Here is a 21,385-nt window from a genome sequence, read left to right on the forward strand (position 1 = left end):
ACATACGTAATTAAGATAATACCCCGTTTTTAGAGCTGGAGACTCATATTCGGGGTTTTGTTTTATCTAAAATACGAATTAATATGCTGAATATCAAGTGTTTAATCTACTTCTGAAGGTGCCGGTCTAACCCCTTGGAAATGTAGCATATGGCAAAATAGGCATTTTTATATTAAAGTCGGACCAAGAAACAATCCAAACCTGGACTAGTCGCTAAGTAGGTCGGGACGCAGTTGCTCGGTTCTTTTATATGCCTCGTCTTCCCGCCATGTTTCTATTTCCGGAAAATTCCCGCTCAATAGAATATCAGGTACTTTATAGCCTTTGTATTCCGCAGGCCTGGTGTATACTGGAGGCGCAAGTAAATTATCCTGAAATGTATCGGTCAGCGCAGAGGTTTCATTGTTCAAAACTCCCGGTATTAATCTAACTATGGTATCGCATAGCACTGCAGCCCCCAATTCGCCCCCGGACAGGACATAATCACCTATCGATATCTCTTTGGTAATATATAGGTCCCTTACCCGTTGATCCACACCTTTGTAGTGGCCACATAAAATAATAACATTATTTAATAAGGACAAACTGTTGGCCATTTTCTGGTTCAATGTTTTTCCATCGGGGGTCATATAGATGACCTCATCGTAGTCCCTTTGACTTTTTAAGGTAGCGATACACTTGTCTATGGGCTCTATCATCAAGACCATACCTGCACCGCCCCCAAACTGGTAATCATCTACCTGATTGTAACTTTTATCCGTATAATCCCTTAGGTTATGTAAATGGACCTCTACGATCCCTTTTTCAATGGCACGTTTTAAAATGGAAGCTTCAAACGGACTTTTAAGTATTTCGGGAACTACGGTAATTATATCTATTCGCATGGGAAAATCAATAACAGTTAATGTTTTTTACGGGGCAGGTTCAAAAGTAGTAAAAATAGACACAATCCTTTCTGCCAATTTTTTTGGCGGTTATACCATTGCCCAAGGCCCTAAAGGAAAAAGCTCCCAAAAAAGGAGCTATTTAAATTCCAAAGTCAAATAAAATAATAGGTTCCCTTTATTTTATTGACACCGCCAAAGGGTGTAATACCCTGAGGCTTGCCACGAAAATTAAAGTTCGTTTCCTACGAATGCCTCGCGGGCTTGCCCCGAGGTAGTTTACTTGGATTTTTTATGTTTGTTGATCTCGTCCTGGAGCTGTCTACTAATTTTTTGCTCCCTTTCCAAAGCCCTTCTTCTATGGTCCTCATATTCGGTCTCTACTTCCGCAAGCGTTGCTTTGGCTTCCTGGGTTAGAATATTGCTATTTCTGAATTTATAGATGAAAAATAATAAAAACAGCAATAACCCTGTTATTATGGTCCAAAGAATAAAATTGTAGGTGCTTTTCGCTACCAGAATACCAAGGAAAGACATGCTATCCTTCTCCTCGGTTACCTCGGAAAGATTATTGGTCGTCTCTTCCAATTTTTTGTTCAGCGATTCAATTGTTTCTACATGGGCGGTAATGGTACCGTTTAGTTCATTGACCTTTTTGTTAAAGGCATTAATGGAATCCAATACATTTTGTCTCAGTTTTCCCAAGTTAAACTCCTTTACCACCTCGTATCTTACTCCATCGGCCCGGTAGTTACCAGATTTTTTGGAGATATATTCGAATTGGGAACTAATAGGACCTTGGTCCAAGGAAACTTTGTCCTCTTCCTCGGGTTCCTGTGCAAAGTGTAGGTTAAATGACAATAGAGCCATTACGATAAAGAGTAATTTCGAAATTTTCATTTATGTAATTCTTATTGTTAATAATGATTTAGAGAAGGCTAAAATACTTTAATATTCCCAATTATTAAAAAAAGGGATAAGACGTACTTTAACTAAATAGAATAACCCACAATTTTGTATATTATTATATATTGATGAAATTTTAATAATAGGTATATCTGCGAACCTTGGCAATGTATTTGGCAAGGCGGATTACTTGGTGCGAATACCCAAATTCATTATCGTACCAAATGTATAGTACAAGGTTCTTTCCATCTTCCGATACTATGGTTGCCGTACTGTCATAAATGGCAGGTGCAGAAGTTCCAACTATGTCCGTTGATACCAATTCATTGCTTAGTGAATACTTTATCTGTTCAACTAAATCACCTTCCAAAGCATATTTCTTAATTATGGTGTTCAATGCCGGTTTTGAAGTTTTATTGTTGATCTCTAGATTTAATATTGCCAAGGAGCCATTGGGTACTGGTACCCTAATGGCATTGGAGGTCAACTTGCCACTAAGTTGCGGAAGGGCTTTGGCCACTGCTTTTCCGGCCCCGGTCTCCGTTATGACCATATTAAGGGCGGCAGCCCTTCCCCGTCTATATTTTCCGTGCATATTGTCTACTAAATTTTGATCATTGGTATAGGCATGAATGGTTTCTATATGTCCTTTTTTTATACCCAAGGAATCATCTATTACTTTCAAGATAGGGGTTATGGCATTGGTGGTGCACGAGGCGGCAGAATAAATATTATGGGTGTCCGGATCAAATTCCAAATGGTTTACGCCATGTACAATATTTGGGATCCCTTTACCAGGAGCAGTAAGCAATACCTGACTGCTTCCTTTGGACCTTAAATGTCTATGGAGGCTTTCATTGTCCCTGAAGGCTCCCGTATTATCTATTATCAAGGCGTTGACAATCCCGAATTGGGTGTAGTCTATGTCCTCCGGACTATCTGCTTCAATAATATGGACAGTTGTACCGTTTATGGACAAAGCTTTATTGTTAAAATCGATATCCACTGTACCCATAAATGGCCCGTGTACGGAATCTGTCCGTAATAAGTTGGCCCTTTTTTCCAAAATTTCGGGTGTTATGGGACCCCGGGTAACGATGGCTCTCAATCTTAACTGATTTCCTTTGCCGGTTTTGGCCATCAATTCCCTTGCCAATAAGCGGCCAATTCGTCCGAAGCCATATAATACCACATCTTTGGGAATTATCCCGTTCTGGGAATTGGCACTTTTTAGTTTGTCCGATACAAACGCCTTAACATTGTTGTAGTTGTTTTCAAATGAATGATATTCATAGGTGAGTTTTCCAATATCCAATTTTGAAGGGGGTAATTCTATGTCGCTTATAGTTCGCAATATTTCGACAGAATCGAAAATTGAGATTGGTTTTTGAACAAAATCCCCTGCATATTCATGCAGGTTCAATATGTCGCTGACATTTTTATCTATGACCTGATTCTTAAAAAGAACTATTTCTATGGATTTGTCATACCATAAATCACTGGCAATTTTAATGAATTCGGTGGTGGCCTTCCTTCTGTCTGCTTGAAAGGCCAATTCCTTTTCATATAATGTAATGGCACTCATAGGCTGATCTTAATATTTGTTGGTTTTGGGGCAAAATTATATATTTCAAACGTTTTCGTAAAAAATAATGTATAAAAAAAACGCTCCGATAGGAGCGTTTTTTTTAAAAGCTACTTTGGCTTTTATTGAATTATCAGTCGTTCTTTTTCACCTTTTTTATTCAACATGGTAATACTTGCCCTATCATATCTGGAAATCCGGCCGAATTTGGTTTTGGCATCCTGAATGTTGTTGATTTCTTCATCCCCAAAGGATAATAGAACTTTTCCTTCAAAACCATAATTTCTATAAGTTTCGGGTACACCTATGATCTTTACCCCTTTTTTGGTTCTAAAGGCTTTCTTTTCATCTTCGGTAAGGTTTTTAACTTCAAAGCCCAGGACAGGAATAATGATCGTTTGCCGTTCCTTAAGCATCACAGGGAATTCCATCTTCTCATCACCTCGTAAAACGGTTACCAAAAGCTCGTCCCCAGGTCTTTTTGAAGATATATAGCCTATTAGATCTGCAAATTTGTGAATTTCTACATTGTCTATGTTTTTTATAATATCACCCTCTTTTAAATCGGCGTCATAGGCGCCGGAATCCTCCTCGATACCTGCAATGTAAACCCCGTCAATTTCATTTATACCATTTTCAACGGCATATGGGCTGTTCATGGGAACGGTATTGATACCTAAGATACCTTTTTGTACGTTACCGTATTCCATAATGTCTTCCACCACTTTTTTCGCAATATTACTGGGAACAGCAAAGGAATAGCCTACGTAAGAACCCGTTTGCGAGGTAATGGCAGTGTTTATGCCTATTAGGTCGCCGTTGGTGTTTACCAATGCGCCACCACTGTTTCCGGGATTTACGGCCGCATCCGTTTGGATAAACGACTGATCCAAACTAGCCAGGGCCCTAGCTTTTGCACTAACGATCCCAGCAGTAACAGTGGACGTTAAATTAAAGGGGTTCCCTACGGCCAAGACCCATTCCCCAACCTTGGTATTGTCCGAGTCCCCAAATGCCAAATAAGGTAATTGCCTGTCCACGTCTATTTTTATAAGGGCAATATCGGAATTGGGGTCGGTACCGATCAGTTCGGCATCATAGGATTTATTATTATTTAGCGTAACCTGTAATTGATCGGCATTGGCTATAACGTGGTTATTGGTCACAATATAGCCGTCCTGTGAGATTATTACCCCGGAACCGGTACCCACTTGAGGGGTTTGACTACCGCTATAACCGTAGAAGTACTCCATAATGGTGGAGGGACCCTTGCTCACGGTAACATTTTTTACGTGTACCACTGCATTTACCGTATTTTGAGCAGCTATGGTAAAATCCACTTCATTGATTCCAGCACCCTTGGCGGAGGTTGGGGTATAACTGGATGAAATCATTTTTGCCCCACTGTCTCCCTGTATAACGGCATAATTTGGTTTCTCAAAAAAAAGTTTGTAAGCACCTAATGTAATTGCCCCTGCAAAAACAGAGACCAATAATAAACTTCCAAATTTCTTCATAAAAACATTTTTTTAATTTGCTCTTGTAAAATTAACATAATTCTATAGCAATTATTTGGCTTTAACGAGTTTTTAACTGATAATAAAACCTTAATAAAATTATATCTTTGCTTTATAAATTACAATATGTTACTAAACTTTTATAAGTACCAGGGAACCGGAAATGACTTTGTGATGATAGATAATCGCAAAGAATTTTTTCCGAAGGACAACGTTGGGTTGGTCTCTTTTTTATGTGATAGAAGATTTGGCATCGGTGCCGATGGACTCATCTTGCTGGAAAATGATAAGGACACGGATTTTAAGATGGTCTATTATAATTCTGACGGTAGACAGGGTACCATGTGTGGTAATGGAGGTAGATGTATTGTGGCATTTGCCCATCATTTGGGGGTTGTGGATCAAAATATAACATTCAAGGCTGTGGATGGACTTCATAAAGCGACTATGGCAGAAGGGATAGTTAGCTTGGAAATGCAGGATGTTAAGGAAATACGGGAAAAGTCCAATTCCTTGTTCCTCAATACGGGATCCCCGCACCATGTTCAATTGGTAGACGGACTTAAGGAGTTTGATGTTCGTAAGGAAGGGGCGAAGTTACGCTATGGATTGTACGGGGAACAGGGAAGCAATATCAATTTTGTTGATCAAGCCAGTGAGGATACCTTTAATGTAAGGACTTATGAAAGGGGAGTAGAGGATGAGACCTTTTCCTGTGGAACCGGGGTAACCGCCGTAGCCCTGGCTATGTACCATTCGGGTAAGACCAAAAAGGATTTCGTAAAGATCGTTACCCCAGGGGGTAATCTGCAAGTGAAGTTCAGGAACAGTGAAAATGGCTACGACCAAATATGGTTGACAGGGCCGGCACAACTGGTTTTTAAAGGGGAGATAGATGTTGAATCTTAAAGGAGAGCAGATTTACCTAAGGGCCTTGGAGCCCAAAGATTTGGATTTCCTGTATAATTTGGAGAACAATCCTGAAATTTGGGAAATAAGCGGTACTACCGCGCCCTATTCCAAACATGTGCTTCAACTTTATCTGGAAAATGCCCATAAGGACATTTATGAGGTGAAACAATTGAGATTGTGTATCTGTAATATGCAGGACAATGTAGTTGGATTAATCGATTTATTTGATTTTGATCCAAAGAACTTAAGAGTGGGCATGGGAATTATTGTGAGTCGGAAGCCGGATAGAAATAAAGGGGTTGGTACTGAAGCGGTAGGGATACTTACCAACTATGTCTTTTCCGTATTGGGAATGCGACAGGTTTATGTAAATGTACTGGAGGAAAACGCTCCCAGTATACATTTGTTTACAAAACTGGGGTTTGAAAAAGTTGGAATAAAGAGGGATTGGATATATTCCAATGGGGCTTTTAAAAATGAAATCTTGTTTCAAAAGATAAATAACTAATGTATATAAAGAAAATTTTATTGGTTATCGTTATTGCTGGTATGTTGGTCGGTGGGGCTTTTGCCTATATGGTTTACAGGGCCTTCTTTGTTCCCAATACGCAATTCAATAATGAGGTAGCCTATGTGTTTATTCCGTCAAACGCCAACTTTGGGCAAGCGAAGGATATTCTGGAGCCACTTTTGAAAGATTTGAAAACCTTTACATCGGCTGCCGATAAAAAGGGGTATAGCGACAATGTGAAGCCGGGGAAATACGCAATAAGAAAAGGGATGAACAATAACGATATTGTAAATTCTTTGCGAAGTGGCAATATCCCTGTTAAGGTTGCTTTTAACAATCAGGAAACCTTGGAAGACTTGGCGGGAAGAATATCACTTCAGATAGAAGCGGATAGTACTGCTCTGTTGAACCATTTTAAAGATAAGGAGTTTTTAAGGGCCAATGGCTTTAATGATGAGACGGCATTGTCCATGTACATACCTAACAGTTATGAGTTTTTCTGGAATACTTCGGCCGAGGGATTTAGGGAAAGGATGTTTAAGGAATATACAAGGTTTTGGAACGATAAGCGCCAAGCAAAGGCAAAAGCTGTAGGTTTAACCTCCTCTGAGGTGATTACTCTGGCTTCCATAGTACATAAGGAGACGGCAAAGGTAGATGAAAGGCCCAGGGTGGCCGGAGTCTATCTTAATCGATTGAAGACCGGTATGTTGCTGCAGGCAGACCCTACCGTTATTTATGCCCTAAAAAAACATACAGGTAATTTTGATACCATTATAAAAAGAGTGTTGTATAGAGATTTGCAATTGGATTCCCCTTATAATACCTATAAGGTTGCGGGTTTACCTCCTGGACCCATTGCCATGCCCGATATATCGGCAATCGATGCTGTTCTAAATCCTGAAAGGCATGACTATTATTATTTTGTTGCCAATGTGGAAAACTTTGGTTATCACAAGTTTGCGAAGACCTTGTCGCAACATAACCGAAATAAAGCACAGTATGTCCGGTGGATAAATAGCCAGAAGATCAACAGGTAAACCATTGGTCTTTATATCTGTGTCATTTATCCAATATTTACTACATTTTGTACAAAGTTGCGTTAAAATAGGTCGGGTTTTAAAAATCAGGTATATCTTTGCAATGTGAAATTTAAGCAGACCGTTTTTTTTGGTCGTGAGTCTTAAGAAAACAAATATATGAGAAAGTGGACAAATTATTTGTTCCCCGTTATCATGATTTTTATTCTTGTAAGTTATGGGTTTAAGCCAGTTAAAATGGTGATTCCCGAGGCTTTTAGAGTAAATGGACCTACAGAAGTTCTGTTTCCCAAACACAGAACTGTAATAAAAACAACTATGGCTGCGCCGCCCTTTTTAGGAACGTCCTACAATGGGTTTAAAGAGGCCTTGGCCTTTAAGGAATCTCAAGGGAATTATTTTACGACCAACGCATTGGGTTATTTAGGTAAGTATCAATTTGGTATTGGTACCCTGGAACTACTTGGTGTCTACAACGCTACATTATTTCTGAACGATCCAGTTTTGCAGGAAAGGGTGTTTCATACCAACCTTTCTAGGAACAAGTGGATTTTGAGAAGGGATATTAAACGTTTTGTTGGATCGGTTATAAATGGTCAGGAGATTACAGAATCGGGTATACTGGCCGCAGCCCATTTGGCAGGTGCGGGCAATGTGAAAAAGTACTTACGGTCCAACGGGGAATTAAATGTGAATGATGACTTTGGGTCATCGGTTTCATATTATATTAAAAAATTCTCGGGTTATGACATTTCACATGTAACCCCTAAAAGAAACCCAAGAATATAAAGAGTTTACAATTATGAAAATGAAAAAGACCCCGGCAATATGTTGGGTTTTTTTTATGCGTGGACTATAAAAATTGTTGGTCGCTTGTGAAGATCAACAGAAATTTTTTGCCAATCCAACACCCTTTTGGTCAAGATGAACTCTGTAGGCAATGTTATGTCGCATGCAATGCAGACCAAGGTTTGTGGTGCAAGGGTTTTTATTAGTTCGGCCAACAGTTTGTCATTCCTGTAGGGCGTTTCAATAAAAATCTGTGATTGGTCATTGTCTCTGGACAATTTTTCAAACCTCTTGATACTTTTTTTTCTCTCCCCGGCTTCGATGGGCAAATAACCGTTAAAGGCGAAACTCTGTCCGTTAAGACCACTGGCCATTAAGGCCAAGAGAATTGAAGACGGTCCAACCAGTGGCACTACCTTTATTCCTTTTTGATGTGCAATTGCCACAATATCGGCACCTGGATCGGCAATTCCTGGACAACCAGCTTCCGATATTATGCCTACGTTGTAACCTTCAAAACAAGGGTCTAAAAAAGTGGGAAGGATTTCTGGTTCCGTAAATTTGTTAAGTAAATTGATGTGTAAACTTGGCTGCGACTTTTTGGAACTTATCTTTTTAATAAAGTGCCTAGCCGTTTTTTCATTTTCAACAATGTAATGATCAATTTGTTCAATGGTCCTTTTGATGGATATGGGAAGAACTTCCAAGGGTTCGTTATCTCCCAGGGTTGTTGGGATTAGATATAACTTTCCAATAGTGCCCATTCTTTGGTCCATAGGGATATGTTTATTTATGAATTATTTCCTGTGCAATAAGGTTGCATGCCGAATCAATTAAATGATAAATTTCCTCAAATCCATCTTCACCCCCATAATAGGGATCTGGAACTTCCTTGTGGGTAGAATTGGATCTATGGAGTAATAAATGGACCTTGGCTATTTGTTCTTCATTTTCTGCCAAAGCAACAATGTTGGCATAATTACTACGGTCCATAGCGTAAATTATGTCGAACTCACTAAAATCCTTTGCTGTAAATTGTCTGCATCGCTGCTGGCTTATGTCGATACCATATTTTTTGGCAATTGATATTGACCTGCTATCCGGTTTCTTTCCAATATGATAACTGGCAGTGCCTGCAGAATCCACAAGGATGGTTTTCTTGTCCAATTTACTTTTAAGGATACCTTCGGCCAACGGTGACCTACATATATTTCCCAAACAGACCATAAGGACTTTGGTTCTCATGGCAATGGAGGTGTTAGGAGAATTTCTTGGTTAGATCATCTATGTATTTTCGAAACTGCTTGTCGGTCTCGGCAAGATTATCCACGGTTTTACAGGCGTGTAGAACCGTAGCATGGTCCCTTTTTCCAATTTGGGATCCAATACTGGCCAAGGAGGCTTTAGTGAATTTCTTGGCAAAGAACATGGCCAATTGTCTGGCCTGTACAATATGTCTTTTTCTTGTTTTGGATTGTAGCGTAGCCACATCCATCTCGAAATAGTCGGAAACCACCTTTTGGATATAATCAATGGATACTTCCCTTTTGGTGTTTTTAACAAACTTCTCCACTACCAATTGGGCCAATTCCAGTGTAACTTCCTTTTTGTTGAACGAAGATTGGGCTATTAGGGAAATTATGGCGCCTTCCAGTTCCCGGATATTGGTCTTTATGTGTTTGGCAACGTAATCTATGATATCGTCCGGCATTTCCACCCCATCCCGATACAATTTGTTTTTTAAAATCGAGATCCTTGTTTCGTAATCCGGTGTCTGAAGCTCGGCAGATAATCCCCATTTAAAACGGGAAAGCAAACGCTGTTCAATGTCCTGCATATCAACAGGGGCTTTGTCCGAGGTTAGTATTACCTGTTTTCCGTTTTGGTGCAAATGGTTGAAAATATGGAAGAAAACGTCCTGTGTACCGGATTTCCCTGATAAAAATTGTACATCATCAATAATGAGCACATCAATCAATTGGTAGAAATGGATAAAATCGTTTCTTGTGTTTTTCTTTACAGATTCAATATATTGCTGGGTGAATTTTTCCGCCGATATATATAATACTGTTCTTTCTGGATATTTATCCTTGATTTCCACGCCTATTGCATGGGCCAAATGTGTTTTTCCCAAACCTACACCGCCAAAGACCAATAATGGATTAAAGGAAGTGCCCCCAGGTTTGTTGGCAACGGCCATACCGGCCGATCTTGCCAGCCTATTGGAGTCCCCTTCCAAGAAATTGTCGAAATTGTAACTCGGGTTTAATTGGGATTCAATCTTTATATTTCTAATCCCAGGTATGACAAAGGGATTTTTTAATTCCGGATTTTTGGATTTTATGGCCACGTCCAATTCTTGGGGCTCTACATGGGCCCTATTGGAGCTAGGTATTTTTTCCGTAAAAGGTTCGCGATTGCCGTAGGTGTTTTCCATTTTAATAATGTACACCAATTTGGCGGTCTCTCCCAATTCTTTGGTAAGGGCCACCTTTAACAATTTAACATAGTGCTCCTCCAGCCATTCGTAAAAAAACTTACTGGGCACTTGAATGCTCAAGGCATTATCTGAAAGCTTAACAGGTTTAATTGGTTCGAACCAAGTTTTGAATGCCTGCGGTTGGATATTGTCTTTTATAAAGCCTAAACAATGGTTCCATACGGACGTTGCAGTAACACTCATTTTTAATATTTTCTTTTTTTTGGTTAGTGTAATTTATGAATGATATTCAGCCAGGTTAAATGGGACTATCAAGTGGGCAAATATGTGAACAAATATTCTAAAAAAAAAATCCAAAGTGGTTGAATTTTCCCTTTTTTTTTCTCATGTTGTACCATAATTTTTTCACACTTTTAAATATAAAGGTTTTACTCGGAATAACATGGATTTTAACGAATTTTCTTTTAGGGTCAGGTATGGCGAAACAGATCAAATGGGCGTTGTTTATCATGGGAATTACCCGCAATATCTGGAAATGGGACGTGTAGAGTGGTTGCGATCCATGGGGATTTCTTACAAAAAAATGGAGGAAAACGGAATAATGTTGCCCGTAATTTCCTTAAACATTTTATTTAAGAAATCGGCAGTTTACGACGATCTTTTAACAGTCACAACTTATATAAGGAAGCGGCCACTAGTGCGAATAGAATTTGACTATGAGATACACAATGAGGCCAAAGAGTTGTTGATTGAAGCGAACACCGTTCTGGCTTTTATCGATATGAAAACCAATAAGCCCATGAAATGTCCGGATTATATTCTAAATAAGCTAGACATCTAGTTTTTTAATTTTTACGGGATACATGGCATTAAAAATATTCTCGGTTAATAGGGCATCGTTCTTTCTAACGGATATTTCAATGGTGCAGTCCATTTCCATTTTTTGGCTAATAATTTCCAATTGATGTTGCTTTAAGGCCCGCATAACTTTGTCCATTTCTGAATATTCAAAATTGAGCATATATCGTTGCTGTAACGTTTTTTCAATTATTTCCGCCGAATCCAGTGCCATATATGCGGCTGTCCTGTATGCGGATATCAAGCCGCCAACCCCTAGTTTTGTGCCGCCAAAGATCCGGGCAACGGCCACTAGGACGTTGGTTACCCCAAAAGACTGTATTTGACCGTATATGGGCATACCCGCAGAATTATTGGGCTCACCGTCGTCATTGGCCCTGTAATTAACATCCTCAAACCCCAATTGCCAGGCGTAACAAACATGGTTGGCTGTATGGTGCTGTTTTTTTAGCTCCTCAATAATGGGTTTTACCTCGTCCTCATGTAGTATAGGGTAGGCATAACCAAAAAACTTGCTTTTGCGTTCTTTGAACAAGATCTCCTTGGAAGGTACTTTCAAGGTTTTGTAAACATCCAACTCCATGTAAATCTATTAAAAAAAAGCCACTAGAAAAATGCTGATGATAGCAAGTGTTATTCCCATCCAATTTTTGTTGCTGATGCGTTCCTTGAATAGAACTACCCCCAAAAGCGTGGAAAACATAACTATGGCTACGTTATTAATGGTGAAAACAGATGCACTGTTCAGGTTCTCGTGCTGCAGTGCCCGTAATAGGTAGAATATAGAAAAATAATTTAGAATCCCCAGGGTAATTCCACCTAGGACAGTGGTTAAATTGGGCGCCAACCGTTTTTTAAAGGATTTGATCGCGATAAATATAACGCCTGTAGTGGCTGCAGAGCCAAAAACTACCGCAGAAAACAAGGGAAACTCCTCCTTGGGAACCAAGGTTTCTTCCAAATACTTAATGCTGGTGTCTATAATCCCGGAACCAATAAAAACTAAAGTGGGCAGTATAATCATATTTTTCCTGAGGGCAACACCCTTTGCCTTTACGGAAGCAAAATATACGGCGGCCAGGGCCAACAGGATACCTACCGATTTTAAGGCACCCAGCTTTTCGTTGTATACCAGCAAACCGAATAGGACTGGTATTACCAAGGACATTTTTGTGGCGACCGAGGCAACGGACACCCCACTTCTTTGGGAAGTGGCGGCCATAAGATTAAACACGATGATAAATAAAATGCCCAAAGCCAAAGTACCTATAAACCAGGGTTTTGATGGAATCTCTGATAGATCAATTTTGCTCTGGTAAAAAAACATTCCTACCGCAGAAGCCACCACGTAGTTGATGATGATGGCAGTAAGGGTCTCTATCCTATAAGTGTCAAACAATTTGAATACCACAAAAATTAGGCTGGAAAACAGTATACTTAATGCGAGGTCCAACATACTATAGTCTATCCTTTAATTGAACTACGTCTTCCTTGCCCACAATCAAGTTCCATGTTTTAATACCCAACTTATTGGCCGCATCGGTATTTTCCTTGGTGTCATCTATAAAAAGTGTTTCCTGTGGGATCAACTTATTTTGCTCAAGGACAAATTGAAATATTTCACGGTTCGGTTTCCTCAATTGGATTTCATGTGATAAATAAAACTGTTCAAAGGAATTTTTAAATCCCGCAAATTTTTCGGTACCCATAATCTTGGTTACATGGGGAATGTGCAGGGCATTGGTGTTGCTCAAAAGAAATAGCCTATGCCCGTTCTCCTTTACCAGGCTTTCCAAAAATTTCAGCCTGTATTCAGGAAAATCCAATAACATTGAATTCCAAATATCGGTAATGGCCTGAGAGCTGAGGTGGGGAAAATCGGGTTGTAGTCTTGCTACAAATTCCTGGGGGCTAATTTTGCCAATTTCAAAGTCTTCGTTAATGCTGTGGTATTTAGGTAAAAATTCTTGGATGCCATGATTCCGAAGTGCTCTAAAAACTACCTGCTTGTCCAGATTGATGAAAATGTCCCCAAAATCGAATATGATATTTTTAATCATTGTTCAAGAGTGTTAGTACGTCCGATTCTATTTGCTTTTGACCTTTCATAAAACCATGGATCCTAGGCGATTCCAGTCCTTCCCCAAATCGGCTTTGTCCCTTGAAAATCCTAGCCTCGTCCCATAATTTGGAGTCAATAAAGCTCTGTAGCGTCTTGGCGCCTCCTTCAATGATGACACTAAGTATATTATGCTTGTACAGGATGGCGCAAATTTGAGTGCACACATTATCTTTAAAATCAATAACCTCATATATAATCCCTTCAAGTGTATTTTCAGGCCGATTGGCGGTAAGGATGATGGTTTTAAGGTTTCCATCCAAAACATGGTGTTTGCGGTCGATTTTTAGATATCTGTCCAACACAATTCTAACAGGATTCCTACCCCTCCAATGGCGAACGTTTAATTTGGGGTTGTCGGCCAAAACTGTATTGGTTCCAACCAAAATTGCCTGTTCCTGACTTCGCCATTGGTGCACCAGTTGTTGGGAATATGGATTGCTGATCCAATACGGTTCTGGATGGTCATTTCTTTTTTGTTCACGGGGGGCAATGAAACCGTCGGCTGTCTCAGCCCATTTTAATATGATATACGGTCTTTTTTTTAGGTGAAATGTTAAGAAGCGTTTGTGGTGTTCGCGGCATTCTTTTTCCAGTACACCCACCGTAACATTGCAGCCTGCCGCCTTTAATTTTTCAATGCCCTTTCCTGCAACCTTTTCATGTGGATCCAAAAGGCCTATTACAACATTCGGTATTTGATGCTTAATAATAAGGTCTGCGCATGGAGGCGTTTTTCCATAATGGGAACAGGGTTCCAGGGTAACAAATAAGGTGGCATTATTTAAAAGCGCCTTGTCCTTTACGGCATTAATAGCATTTACTTCGGCATGGGAACCACCATATGGACTGGTGTAGCCCTCTCCTATAATTTTTCCTCCAGAAACAATAACACTGCCCACCATGGGATTGGGAAAGGTAGTTCCCAAGCCATTTTTGGCGAGCTGTATGCATCTTGAAATATATTTTTCGTGTATCTTCACTTCGTAAAAATAGAACAATATAAGTAGATTATTGGTAATCTTATGTTAGTCACTACAATAAGGGAAATTCAGGCTGGTGACAATCAGAATGTTGCCAGGCTAATAAGAAAAGTACTAGAGGATCTAGGAGTTCCTAAAGTGGGTACCGCTTATGCCGATAAAGCATTGGACCAAATGTATGAAAACTATGACCAACCAAGGTCCGATTATTTTGTGGTTGAGGAAAATGAAAGGATTATTGGTTGTGCTGGAATTGCCCCATTGCAGAATCACGAAGGGAATGTATGCGAGTTACAGAAAATGTATTTTCTGGAAGAGGCCCGGGGTAGGGGATTGGGAGCCAAAATGATCAATATTTGTATAAATAGAGCTACTGAGTATGGCTATGCCCATTGTTATTTGGAAACTATGCCCTATATGGAAGACGCACAAAAATTATATTTAAAGTCGGGTTTTCATTATATCCATGAACCTATGGGTAACACCGGTCATTATTCATGTCCGGTCTGGATGCTTAAAGGTTTATAGGGCCATTTGTTTCATTATGGATTTTCTTTAGGGACACTAGGATCAAAATGTTTTCCAAAAATTGAGAATGTTATTAAAAGAGATTAAAAATATTTACCATTTAGAATTGGATACCCTTTTTCCAAAAGAAGAAGTGGATAGTTTTTTTTATTTGGCAATAGATCATTATTTGGGTTTGGAGAGATTTGTTTTGGCCATGCAGCCTATGCTGGTAGTATCCAAAGAAAATGAGAATGCCTTATTTTATGCATTGAGCCAGTTAAAACAAGAACGTCCCATTCAGTATATTTTAGGGAAGGCCCACTTTTGCGAACTCGAGTTTCGGGTAGATGAAAACGTTTTGATTCCCCGTCCCGAAACTGAAGAATTGGTGTATTGGATTCTTGAAGAACAACCAAGGCTGGAGTCCCAGAAAGGAATAAAAATATTGGACATTGGAACAGGAAGTGGTTGTATTGCCATTTCCTTGGCCAAAAACATGCCCAATGCCAAAGTGTATGCCCTGGACATTTCGCAAAAGGCATTGAAGATTGCCGAACGGAACGCCCTGGATAATAATGTGGACATAGTCTTTTTGGAAGCGGATATTTTATCCTTTGAGGGTCTTAAAGATAAATTTGATGTAATAGTGTCCAACCCACCCTATGTAAGGGAGTTGGAGAAAATGGAAATGAAGAACAATGTTGTGGGGCACGAACCGGGCTTGGCCCTTTTTGTTTCCGATCAGGATCCTTTGGTTTTCTATAAAAAAATCACACTCTTTGCCTTGAGCCATCTGAAGAAAGGCGGGGTCTTGTTTTTTGAGATAAATCAATATCTTGGTAAAGAAATGAAACACCTACTGGAGCGGGAGAATTTTTCTGAAATTGAACTCAGAAAAGATTTGTATGGAAATGACAGAATGTTAAAAGGTCTGTTCAATCCTAAATGATAAAATGGAAATATGAGGTATAATGTGACCCTGTAATTTCAAAATTATTATTTGTAGTCACTAATATTTTTCCAAGTGAAAAGTTTATTTAAAATGGAAAACATAGTAGTATTTTGTGGAAGCAATGAAGGCAACGACCCCGAAATAGTGGAGTGTGCCTATGAATTGGGGGCGGTATTTGCCAAAGAGGGCATAACATTGGTCTATGGCGCTGCAAAAATAGGCATTATGGGAAAATTGGCTCAGGGAGCCTTGGACCATAAGGGCAAGGTTATAGGTGTTATTCCTGACTTTTTGAAATTGAAGGAAGTCTTTCATTCCGGACTTACAGAACTCATCATTACGAAAAATATGCATCAACGCAAATTAAGGATGCATGAGCTTTCCGACGGAATTATTACACTTCCGGGTGGATATGGAACAATGGAGGAATTATTCGAGATGATTACCTGGGCACAACTGGGACTCCATCAAAAACCAATCGGTCTTTTAAATATCAATGGATTTTATAATGAATTGCTCGCCATGTTGAGGACTATGGTAGCCAAGGGATTTTTGAAGCAGGAGTATTACGATATTTTGTTGGTTGATAATTCTATTGACGGACTTTTACAAAAAATGAAAAATTACCAACCCTTGCCATTGCCAAAATGGATTAAAAAGGAACAGTTATAAATGGAAATAAAACAAAAAATAGAAAACCTTAGAACAGAGCTCAGGGAGCATAATTATAATTATTATGTATTGGACAATGCCACTATTTCCGATTTTGAGTTCGACATGAAACTAAAGGAGTTGCAGGCTCTTGAGGCAAAACACCCTGAATTTTATGATGCCAGTTCCCCAACCTTAAGGGTAGGAGGAACAATTACCAAGAATTTTGAAACAGTCGTTCACGAGCATAGAATGTATTCCTTGGATAATTCCTATTCCAAAGAAGATTTGGAAGATTGGGAAAAACGGATTCAAAAAATATTGGGTGATGCGCAAGTTGAATTCACATGTGAATTAAAATATGATGGAGCCTCCATTGGTATAACTTATGAAAATGGCCTGTTGGTAAGGGGGTTGACACGGGGGGATGGATTTCAGGGAGATGATGTTACCAGTAATATTAAGACCATAAGATCGGTGCCCTTACAGTTAAAAGGGGATTACCCCCCTAAATTTGATATTCGTGGGGAGATAGTACTTCCTTTTGAAGGCTTTGCCAAGATGAACCAGGAAAGAATAGAAAATGGGGAAGACCCTTATATGAACCCTAGAAATACGGCTTCGGGCAGTTTAAAGCTACAGGATAGTGCCTTGGTTGCAGAAAGGCCCCTGGATTGTTTGTTGTATAGTATAGTGGGAGTAAATTTGGGAATTGAATCCCAATTCCAAATGTTGGAAAAAGCAAGAAGTTGGGGGTTTAAAGTTCCAAAGGCGGCCACATTATGTAAAACCACGGATGAGGTTCTGGAGTTTATAGAGTATTGGGACAAACACAGGCACGAATTGCCTTATGAGACAGACGGAGTGGTCATTAAGGTAAATAGTATTCAACATCAGGAAGAATTGGGATACACCTCCAAATCCCCACGCTGGGCCATGGCTTACAAATTTAAGGCAGAGCAAGTCTCCACGGTGTTGAACGAAATCACTTACCAGGTTGGTCGCACAGGTGCCATAACGCCAGTGGCCAATTTGAAGCCAGTGCTTTTGGCGGGTACTACGGTGAAAAGGGCTTCCTTACATAATGCAGATCAAATAGAAAAACTGGATATCAGGGAAGGGGACACCGTTTTTGTGGAAAAAGGGGGAGAAATAATTCCGAAAATAGTGGGGGTGGATTTTACGAAAAGACCTATCCATTCCCAGCCTACGCAATATATAGACCATTGTCCGGAGTGTAACACGCCCTTGGAGCGTTCCGAAGGTGATGCCAAACACTATTGCCCCAACGAGTATGGATGCCCTCCCCAGATCACAGGCCGTATCCAACATTATATTTCGCGCAAGGCGATGGATATTGAGGGACTTGGAGGGGAAACCGTTGAACTTCTTTTTAAGGAAGGTCTTATTGAGAATTATGCGGATCTTTATTTACTTACCAAGGAACAGTTGATACCCTTGGAACGCATGGCTGAAAAATCGGCCGAAAATCTGGTAAAAGGCGTTGCCGAATCGGTCAAAATACCATTTGAAAGGGTGCTTTTTGCCTTAGGGATAAGGTTTGTTGGGGAAACCGTGGCCAAGAAACTCGCAAGGGCCTATAATAATATAGACGGGCTCATGATGGCTACCGCAGAAGAGCTAATGTCGGTCGATGAAATAGGTCAACGTATTGCGGAAAGTGTTGTATCATTTTTCAGGAACGGGATCAATATAGAAATTATTTCCAGGTTAAGGGAGTACGGAGTGCAATTTGAAGTATCTGCCGACAAACTGGAGAATCAGACCGATATCTTAAAGGGGCAGACCTTTGTTGTATCAGGGGTATTTGAGAACTTGGGCAGGGATGAACTTAAAAAATTGATCGAGGACAACGGAGGAAAGGTAGGTTCCAGTATTTCTTCAAAAACTTCTTATCTTGTGGCGGGGGACAAAATGGGCCCGAGCAAAAGGACCAAGGCCGAAAGTCTGGGTGTCCCGATTATTTCAGAGGCGGATTTCTTGAATATGCTATAATTTTTTGTCCATGGCTATGGAAAATGTGTGGGGTAAGAAATAAAAAAATATGGGTGTATAAAGGTAAAATATTTGAACTAAATTGTAATTATGTATACCATACTACTTCTACTACTCTGTATTGTATTTATTATTGTGGCTTCCACCCGTTTTAAGCTTCACCCATTTTTGGCATTGCTTACCGCTAGTTTGTTATTTGGTATTTTTTCCGGACTCCCATTGGATGAGCTCATTAAAACCATAAATGATGGTTTTGGAAGTACTATCGGAGGAATAGGCATTATTATTATCGCGGGATTAATTATTGGAACCTTTCTGGAAAAATCGGGCGGAGCCTATACCTTGGCCAACCTTGTCTTAAAGATTATAGGTCCCAAGCGGGTACATATGGCGATGGGGTTTATTGGTTACTTTGTATCCATACCTGTATTTGCCGATAGCGGTTTTATTATTGTTTCCCCATTAAATAGGGCACTTACCAAAAAGGCAAAATTATCCTTGGCAGGAACAGCAGTAGCCTTGTCACTAGGTTTAATGGCTTCCCATACGATGGTGCCACCAACTCCCGGCCCTATTGCTGCCGCAGGAATCCTAGGTGCCGATTTGGGCCAGGTTATCCTCTTTGGTCTAATGACCAGTATACCTGCTTTGTTGGTCTGTATTTTGTTTGCCAAAAAAATAGGTTCCAAAATTTTCATTGATCCCGCACCAAAACTAACGGAAGAACAGATCAATTCCCAGTTGGAAAATGCTCCGTCAATCTTCAAATCCTTCATCCCTATTGTTGTTCCCATTATTCTTATTGTGTTGAGGTCTTTTGCCGAATACCCCACTATGCCGTTTGGGGACGGAACCTTTAAGTATGCCATAGGGTTTGTGGGCAACCCAGTGGTGGCCTTATTGATCGGAATGGTACTGTCGTTTACCCTGCCCAAGAAATTGGACAAGGAAATGTTAAGCACCTCTGGCTGGATAGGGGAGGCACTTACGTCAGCAGCCATTATTATATTGATAACCGGTGCCGGAGGGGCTTTTGGCAAAGTACTGCAGACTTCGGATATTAGTACCTTGCTGGAGAGCAGTATTTCCAATGGCAATCTTGGAATATGGCTTCCATTTCTGATCGCTGCGGGGATAAAGACTGCCCAAGGTTCCTCTACAGTGGCCATAATTACAACAGCTTCCATTATTGCCCCATTAATGCCTGCTATGGGATTTGATACCGAGGTTTCAAAAGCTTTGGCGGTCATTGCCATTGGCGCTGGGGCATCCTTCGTCTCCCATGCCAATGACAGTTTTTTCTGGGTGGTTACCCAGCTAAGCGATATGAAAGTAAATCAAGGATACAGGACACACAGTTTGGGGACCGCCATTCTGGGCTTATCTGCGATGATCGTGTTAACCATAATCAGTTTAATAATCTAATTTTTATAGAATGAAAGTGTATAAGACCAACCAAGGAGTTTTGATTGAAAATAACCACAAATTTTATCTTACCGATAAGGAATGGGATTCCTTTATTACCGATGATGCCATTTACGATAACACACTAAGTTTAATTTCCAAGCTTCAGCCTATAGACAATAGTGCTGCCTTGTTGAATGGAAGTTTACTGCCTCCGGTTGGTCAACAAGAAATTTGGGCGTCCGGGGTAACCTACTACAAGAGTAGGGAGGCCCGTATTGAAGAATCCAAAGATGCTGGTGGTGGCGATTTTTACGACCGGGTTTATAATGCGGAAAGGCCGGAATTGTTTTTTAAAAGTACGGCAAGTAGGGCAGTGGGCCACAAGCAGGATGTAAGGATCAGAAAGGATTCCAAGTGGAACGTTCCTGAACCGGAATTGACTTTGGTGATTACCCCAAACGGCAAAATAATTGGCTACACTATTGGCAACGATATGAGCTCCAGGGACATTGAAGGTGAGAATCCATTGTACCTTCCCCAAGCCAAGAGTTATGATGGCGCTGCGGCTATAGGCCCTTGTATTTGGCTGACCAAGGAACCTATTTCTATGGATGCCAAGATTAGAATTGAAATTGTACGAAAAGGAAATACCGTGTTCGAAGGGGAGACCGAGGTGGGCCAAATGAAACGAAAACTCACCGATCTAGTTCACTATTTGTATCGTGAAATGTCCTTTCCTTTTGGAAGCCTTTTAATGACAGGGACGGGAGTGGTGCCTCCGGATTCTTTTACCTTGGGCCATGGGGATGTTGTTAACATTACGGTCGATTCCATAGGGACCCTATCCAATACCGTAGCTTAATCGTATATATAAATCAAGAATGATGGCCGTTCCCAACAGTATAGAAGAGTTTAATGCGACCTTGTCCCAACAAACGGCACCCTCCTCTTGGCCCGAAGCCTTACGGGCCATGTGGTTCGATGCCAAGGGGGATTGGGAGTCTTCCCATGAAATTGCACAGGACCTGCATACTTCCGATGGCAGCTGGATCCATGCCTATTTGCACCGTAAGGAAGGGGATAAGTTCAATGCGGGATATTGGTATAGAATGGCAGGAAAAAAATTTCCGGAGATAGAATTGGATGTTGAACAACGCCAATTGGTGGCGTTTTTTCTAGCTCAACAGTAGTACTGTTGTTTTGGGGCAATCCCAGGTAGTTATCACCATAAAAAAAGCGGTCATGTTATACCCATGACCGCTTTTTTTTTAAATACTTTTCATTGCCTCCTGGTTTATAGGTTGG

At 40.3% G+C, this 21,385-nt stretch carries 23 protein-coding genes; 12 read left to right on the forward strand and 11 right to left on the reverse strand.

Annotated features, from left to right (window positions below; translation table 11 throughout):
- Positions 1–206 precede the first annotated feature (206 nt).
- The 4 genes from trmD to QSE00_RS18310 all read right to left on the reverse strand — a co-directional run bounded on the left by trmD (position 207) and on the right by QSE00_RS18310 (position 4,892).
- Positions 207–884 carry a tRNA (guanosine(37)-N1)-methyltransferase TrmD gene (gene trmD, locus QSE00_RS18295; RefSeq protein WP_110358019.1) on the reverse strand — a complete coding sequence of 226 codons (678 nt, stop codon included), beginning with the start codon at positions 882–884 and terminating at the stop codon, positions 207–209.
- Between the two features lie 279 nt (positions 885–1,163).
- Entirely contained in the window at positions 1,164–1,784 is a 621-nt protein-coding gene (locus QSE00_RS18300) for a tRNA (guanine-N1)-methyltransferase (RefSeq protein ID WP_286107002.1), read from the reverse strand.
- A gap of 142 nt (positions 1,785–1,926) precedes the next feature.
- On the reverse strand, positions 1,927–3,375 hold the full coding sequence (locus QSE00_RS18305; protein WP_286107003.1) for a glyceraldehyde-3-phosphate dehydrogenase: 1,449 nt from the start codon (positions 3,373–3,375) through the stop codon (positions 1,927–1,929).
- A 122-nt stretch (positions 3,376–3,497) separates the two neighbouring features.
- The gene (locus tag QSE00_RS18310) at positions 3,498–4,892 is read right to left on the reverse strand and encodes a S1C family serine protease (protein ID WP_110358022.1); all 1,395 of its coding nucleotides are present in this window, start codon (positions 4,890–4,892) and stop codon (positions 3,498–3,500) included.
- Positions 4,893–5,018: 126 nt separating this feature from the next.
- Here QSE00_RS18310 and dapF point away from each other — a divergent pair, with 126 nt between their 5' ends.
- From dapF to QSE00_RS18330, 4 genes are all read left to right on the forward strand, one after another.
- Complete coding sequence (gene dapF, locus QSE00_RS18315; RefSeq protein WP_110358023.1) at positions 5,019–5,801, forward strand: diaminopimelate epimerase; 783 nt, start codon at positions 5,019–5,021, stop codon at positions 5,799–5,801.
- Complete coding sequence (locus tag QSE00_RS18320) at positions 5,788–6,312, forward strand: GNAT family N-acetyltransferase (RefSeq protein ID WP_286107004.1); 525 nt, start codon at positions 5,788–5,790, stop codon at positions 6,310–6,312. The genes dapF and QSE00_RS18320 overlap by 14 nt, the downstream gene beginning before the upstream one ends.
- The gene (mltG, locus tag QSE00_RS18325) at positions 6,312–7,355 is read left to right on the forward strand and encodes an endolytic transglycosylase MltG (protein WP_286107005.1); all 1,044 of its coding nucleotides are present in this window, start codon (positions 6,312–6,314) and stop codon (positions 7,353–7,355) included. The genes QSE00_RS18320 and mltG overlap by 1 nt, the downstream gene beginning before the upstream one ends.
- Before the next feature lie 159 nt (positions 7,356–7,514).
- Positions 7,515–8,144, forward strand: coding sequence for a hypothetical protein (locus tag QSE00_RS18330; protein WP_110358026.1), 630 nt, complete (start codon positions 7,515–7,517; stop codon positions 8,142–8,144).
- A 53-nt stretch (positions 8,145–8,197) separates the two neighbouring features.
- Here QSE00_RS18330 and QSE00_RS18335 read toward each other — a convergent pair whose 3' ends face one another.
- Genes QSE00_RS18335 through dnaA form a run of 3 tightly spaced genes read right to left on the reverse strand, consistent with a single transcriptional unit; the run spans position 8,198 to position 10,827 of the window.
- On the reverse strand, positions 8,198–8,920 hold the full coding sequence (locus QSE00_RS18335; RefSeq protein WP_286107006.1) for an SAM-dependent methyltransferase: 723 nt from the start codon (positions 8,918–8,920) through the stop codon (positions 8,198–8,200).
- A 10-nt stretch (positions 8,921–8,930) separates the two neighbouring features.
- Positions 8,931–9,389, reverse strand: a complete 459-nt coding sequence (locus QSE00_RS18340) for a low molecular weight protein-tyrosine-phosphatase (protein WP_286107007.1) — start codon at positions 9,387–9,389, stop codon at positions 8,931–8,933.
- A gap of 13 nt (positions 9,390–9,402) precedes the next feature.
- Positions 9,403–10,827: a chromosomal replication initiator protein DnaA gene (gene dnaA, locus QSE00_RS18345; protein ID WP_110358029.1), complete on the reverse strand. Its 1,425-nt coding sequence runs from the start codon at positions 10,825–10,827 to the stop codon at positions 9,403–9,405.
- A gap of 199 nt (positions 10,828–11,026) precedes the next feature.
- Here dnaA and QSE00_RS18350 point away from each other — a divergent pair, with 199 nt between their 5' ends.
- Complete coding sequence (locus tag QSE00_RS18350; RefSeq protein ID WP_110358030.1) at positions 11,027–11,425, forward strand: acyl-CoA thioesterase; 399 nt, start codon at positions 11,027–11,029, stop codon at positions 11,423–11,425.
- Here QSE00_RS18350 and QSE00_RS18355 read toward each other — a convergent pair.
- From QSE00_RS18355 to ribD, 4 genes are read right to left on the reverse strand one after another with little or no spacing between them, the layout of a single operon-like run.
- On the reverse strand, positions 11,414–12,025 hold the full coding sequence (locus QSE00_RS18355; RefSeq protein WP_110358031.1) for an IMPACT family protein: 612 nt from the start codon (positions 12,023–12,025) through the stop codon (positions 11,414–11,416). The genes QSE00_RS18350 and QSE00_RS18355 overlap by 12 nt on opposite strands.
- A 9-nt stretch (positions 12,026–12,034) precedes the next feature.
- Positions 12,035–12,898: a DMT family transporter gene (locus tag QSE00_RS18360; RefSeq protein ID WP_110358032.1), complete on the reverse strand. Its 864-nt coding sequence runs from the start codon at positions 12,896–12,898 to the stop codon at positions 12,035–12,037.
- 1 nt (position 12,899) lies between these two features.
- Complete coding sequence (locus QSE00_RS18365; protein WP_286107008.1) at positions 12,900–13,502, reverse strand: HAD family hydrolase; 603 nt, start codon at positions 13,500–13,502, stop codon at positions 12,900–12,902.
- Positions 13,495–14,544, reverse strand: coding sequence for a bifunctional diaminohydroxyphosphoribosylaminopyrimidine deaminase/5-amino-6-(5-phosphoribosylamino)uracil reductase RibD (ribD, locus tag QSE00_RS18370; protein WP_286107009.1), 1,050 nt, complete (start codon positions 14,542–14,544; stop codon positions 13,495–13,497). Before ribD ends, QSE00_RS18365 begins: the two co-directional genes overlap by 8 nt.
- Positions 14,545–14,586: 42 nt before the next feature.
- Between ribD and QSE00_RS18375 the strand changes: the two genes are divergently transcribed.
- The 7 genes from QSE00_RS18375 (at position 14,587) to QSE00_RS18405 (ending at position 21,270) form a co-directional block, all read left to right on the forward strand.
- Positions 14,587–15,072, forward strand: coding sequence for a GNAT family N-acetyltransferase (locus QSE00_RS18375; protein ID WP_110358035.1), 486 nt, complete (start codon positions 14,587–14,589; stop codon positions 15,070–15,072).
- 67 nt (positions 15,073–15,139) lie between these two features.
- Entirely contained in the window at positions 15,140–16,003 is an 864-nt protein-coding gene (prmC, locus tag QSE00_RS18380) for a peptide chain release factor N(5)-glutamine methyltransferase (protein ID WP_286107010.1), read from the forward strand.
- Between the two features lie 93 nt (positions 16,004–16,096).
- Positions 16,097–16,678, forward strand: a complete 582-nt coding sequence (locus QSE00_RS18385) for an LOG family protein (RefSeq protein WP_181422956.1) — start codon at positions 16,097–16,099, stop codon at positions 16,676–16,678.
- Positions 16,679–18,673, forward strand: coding sequence for an NAD-dependent DNA ligase LigA (gene ligA / locus QSE00_RS18390; RefSeq protein WP_286107011.1), 1,995 nt, complete (start codon positions 16,679–16,681; stop codon positions 18,671–18,673).
- A gap of 90 nt (positions 18,674–18,763) precedes the next feature.
- Entirely contained in the window at positions 18,764–20,098 is a 1,335-nt protein-coding gene (locus tag QSE00_RS18395; RefSeq protein WP_286107012.1) for a GntP family permease, read from the forward strand.
- A 10-nt stretch (positions 20,099–20,108) separates the two neighbouring features.
- Complete coding sequence (locus QSE00_RS18400) at positions 20,109–20,942, forward strand: fumarylacetoacetate hydrolase family protein (RefSeq protein WP_286107013.1); 834 nt, start codon at positions 20,109–20,111, stop codon at positions 20,940–20,942.
- Positions 20,943–20,961: 19 nt separating this feature from the next.
- Entirely contained in the window at positions 20,962–21,270 is a 309-nt protein-coding gene (locus QSE00_RS18405) for a hypothetical protein (protein ID WP_258364911.1), read from the forward strand.
- The last annotated feature ends 115 nt before the right edge of the window (positions 21,271–21,385 follow it).

It is taken from the genome of Arenibacter flavimaris, assembly GCF_030291335.1.
Classification (GTDB): Bacteria; Bacteroidota; Bacteroidia; order Flavobacteriales; family Flavobacteriaceae; genus Arenibacter.

What these genes read in the sequence shown, in the direction of transcription:
- trmD (WP_110358019.1), bottom strand. Translation starts at nt 884, where the DNA reads ATGCGAATAGATATAATTACCGTAGTTCCCGAAATACTTAAAAGTCCG.
- QSE00_RS18300 (WP_286107002.1), bottom strand. Translation starts at nt 1,784, where the DNA reads ATGAAAATTTCGAAATTACTCTTTATCGTAATGGCTCTATTGTCATTT.
- QSE00_RS18305 (WP_286107003.1), bottom strand. Translation starts at nt 3,375, where the DNA reads ATGAGTGCCATTACATTATATGAAAAGGAATTGGCCTTTCAAGCAGAC.
- QSE00_RS18310 (WP_110358022.1), bottom strand. Translation starts at nt 4,892, where the DNA reads ATGAAGAAATTTGGAAGTTTATTATTGGTCTCTGTTTTTGCAGGGGCA.
- dapF (WP_110358023.1), top strand. Translation starts at nt 5,019, where the DNA reads ATGTTACTAAACTTTTATAAGTACCAGGGAACCGGAAATGACTTTGTG.
- QSE00_RS18320 (WP_286107004.1), top strand. Translation starts at nt 5,788, where the DNA reads ATGTTGAATCTTAAAGGAGAGCAGATTTACCTAAGGGCCTTGGAGCCC.
- mltG (WP_286107005.1), top strand. Translation starts at nt 6,312, where the DNA reads ATGTATATAAAGAAAATTTTATTGGTTATCGTTATTGCTGGTATGTTG.
- QSE00_RS18330 (WP_110358026.1), top strand. Translation starts at nt 7,515, where the DNA reads ATGAGAAAGTGGACAAATTATTTGTTCCCCGTTATCATGATTTTTATT.
- QSE00_RS18335 (WP_286107006.1), bottom strand. Translation starts at nt 8,920, where the DNA reads ATGGACCAAAGAATGGGCACTATTGGAAAGTTATATCTAATCCCAACA.
- QSE00_RS18340 (WP_286107007.1), bottom strand. Translation starts at nt 9,389, where the DNA reads ATGAGAACCAAAGTCCTTATGGTCTGTTTGGGAAATATATGTAGGTCA.
- dnaA (WP_110358029.1), bottom strand. Translation starts at nt 10,827, where the DNA reads ATGAGTGTTACTGCAACGTCCGTATGGAACCATTGTTTAGGCTTTATA.
- QSE00_RS18350 (WP_110358030.1), top strand. Translation starts at nt 11,027, where the DNA reads ATGGATTTTAACGAATTTTCTTTTAGGGTCAGGTATGGCGAAACAGAT.
- QSE00_RS18355 (WP_110358031.1), bottom strand. Translation starts at nt 12,025, where the DNA reads ATGGAGTTGGATGTTTACAAAACCTTGAAAGTACCTTCCAAGGAGATC.
- QSE00_RS18360 (WP_110358032.1), bottom strand. Translation starts at nt 12,898, where the DNA reads ATGTTGGACCTCGCATTAAGTATACTGTTTTCCAGCCTAATTTTTGTG.
- QSE00_RS18365 (WP_286107008.1), bottom strand. Translation starts at nt 13,502, where the DNA reads ATGATTAAAAATATCATATTCGATTTTGGGGACATTTTCATCAATCTG.
- QSE00_RS18375 (WP_110358035.1), top strand. Translation starts at nt 14,587, where the DNA reads ATGTTAGTCACTACAATAAGGGAAATTCAGGCTGGTGACAATCAGAAT.
- prmC (WP_286107010.1), top strand. Translation starts at nt 15,140, where the DNA reads ATGTTATTAAAAGAGATTAAAAATATTTACCATTTAGAATTGGATACC.
- QSE00_RS18385 (WP_181422956.1), top strand. Translation starts at nt 16,097, where the DNA reads ATGGAAAACATAGTAGTATTTTGTGGAAGCAATGAAGGCAACGACCCC.
- ligA (WP_286107011.1), top strand. Translation starts at nt 16,679, where the DNA reads ATGGAAATAAAACAAAAAATAGAAAACCTTAGAACAGAGCTCAGGGAG.
- QSE00_RS18395 (WP_286107012.1), top strand. Translation starts at nt 18,764, where the DNA reads ATGTATACCATACTACTTCTACTACTCTGTATTGTATTTATTATTGTG.
- QSE00_RS18400 (WP_286107013.1), top strand. Translation starts at nt 20,109, where the DNA reads ATGAAAGTGTATAAGACCAACCAAGGAGTTTTGATTGAAAATAACCAC.
- QSE00_RS18405 (WP_258364911.1), top strand. Translation starts at nt 20,962, where the DNA reads ATGATGGCCGTTCCCAACAGTATAGAAGAGTTTAATGCGACCTTGTCC.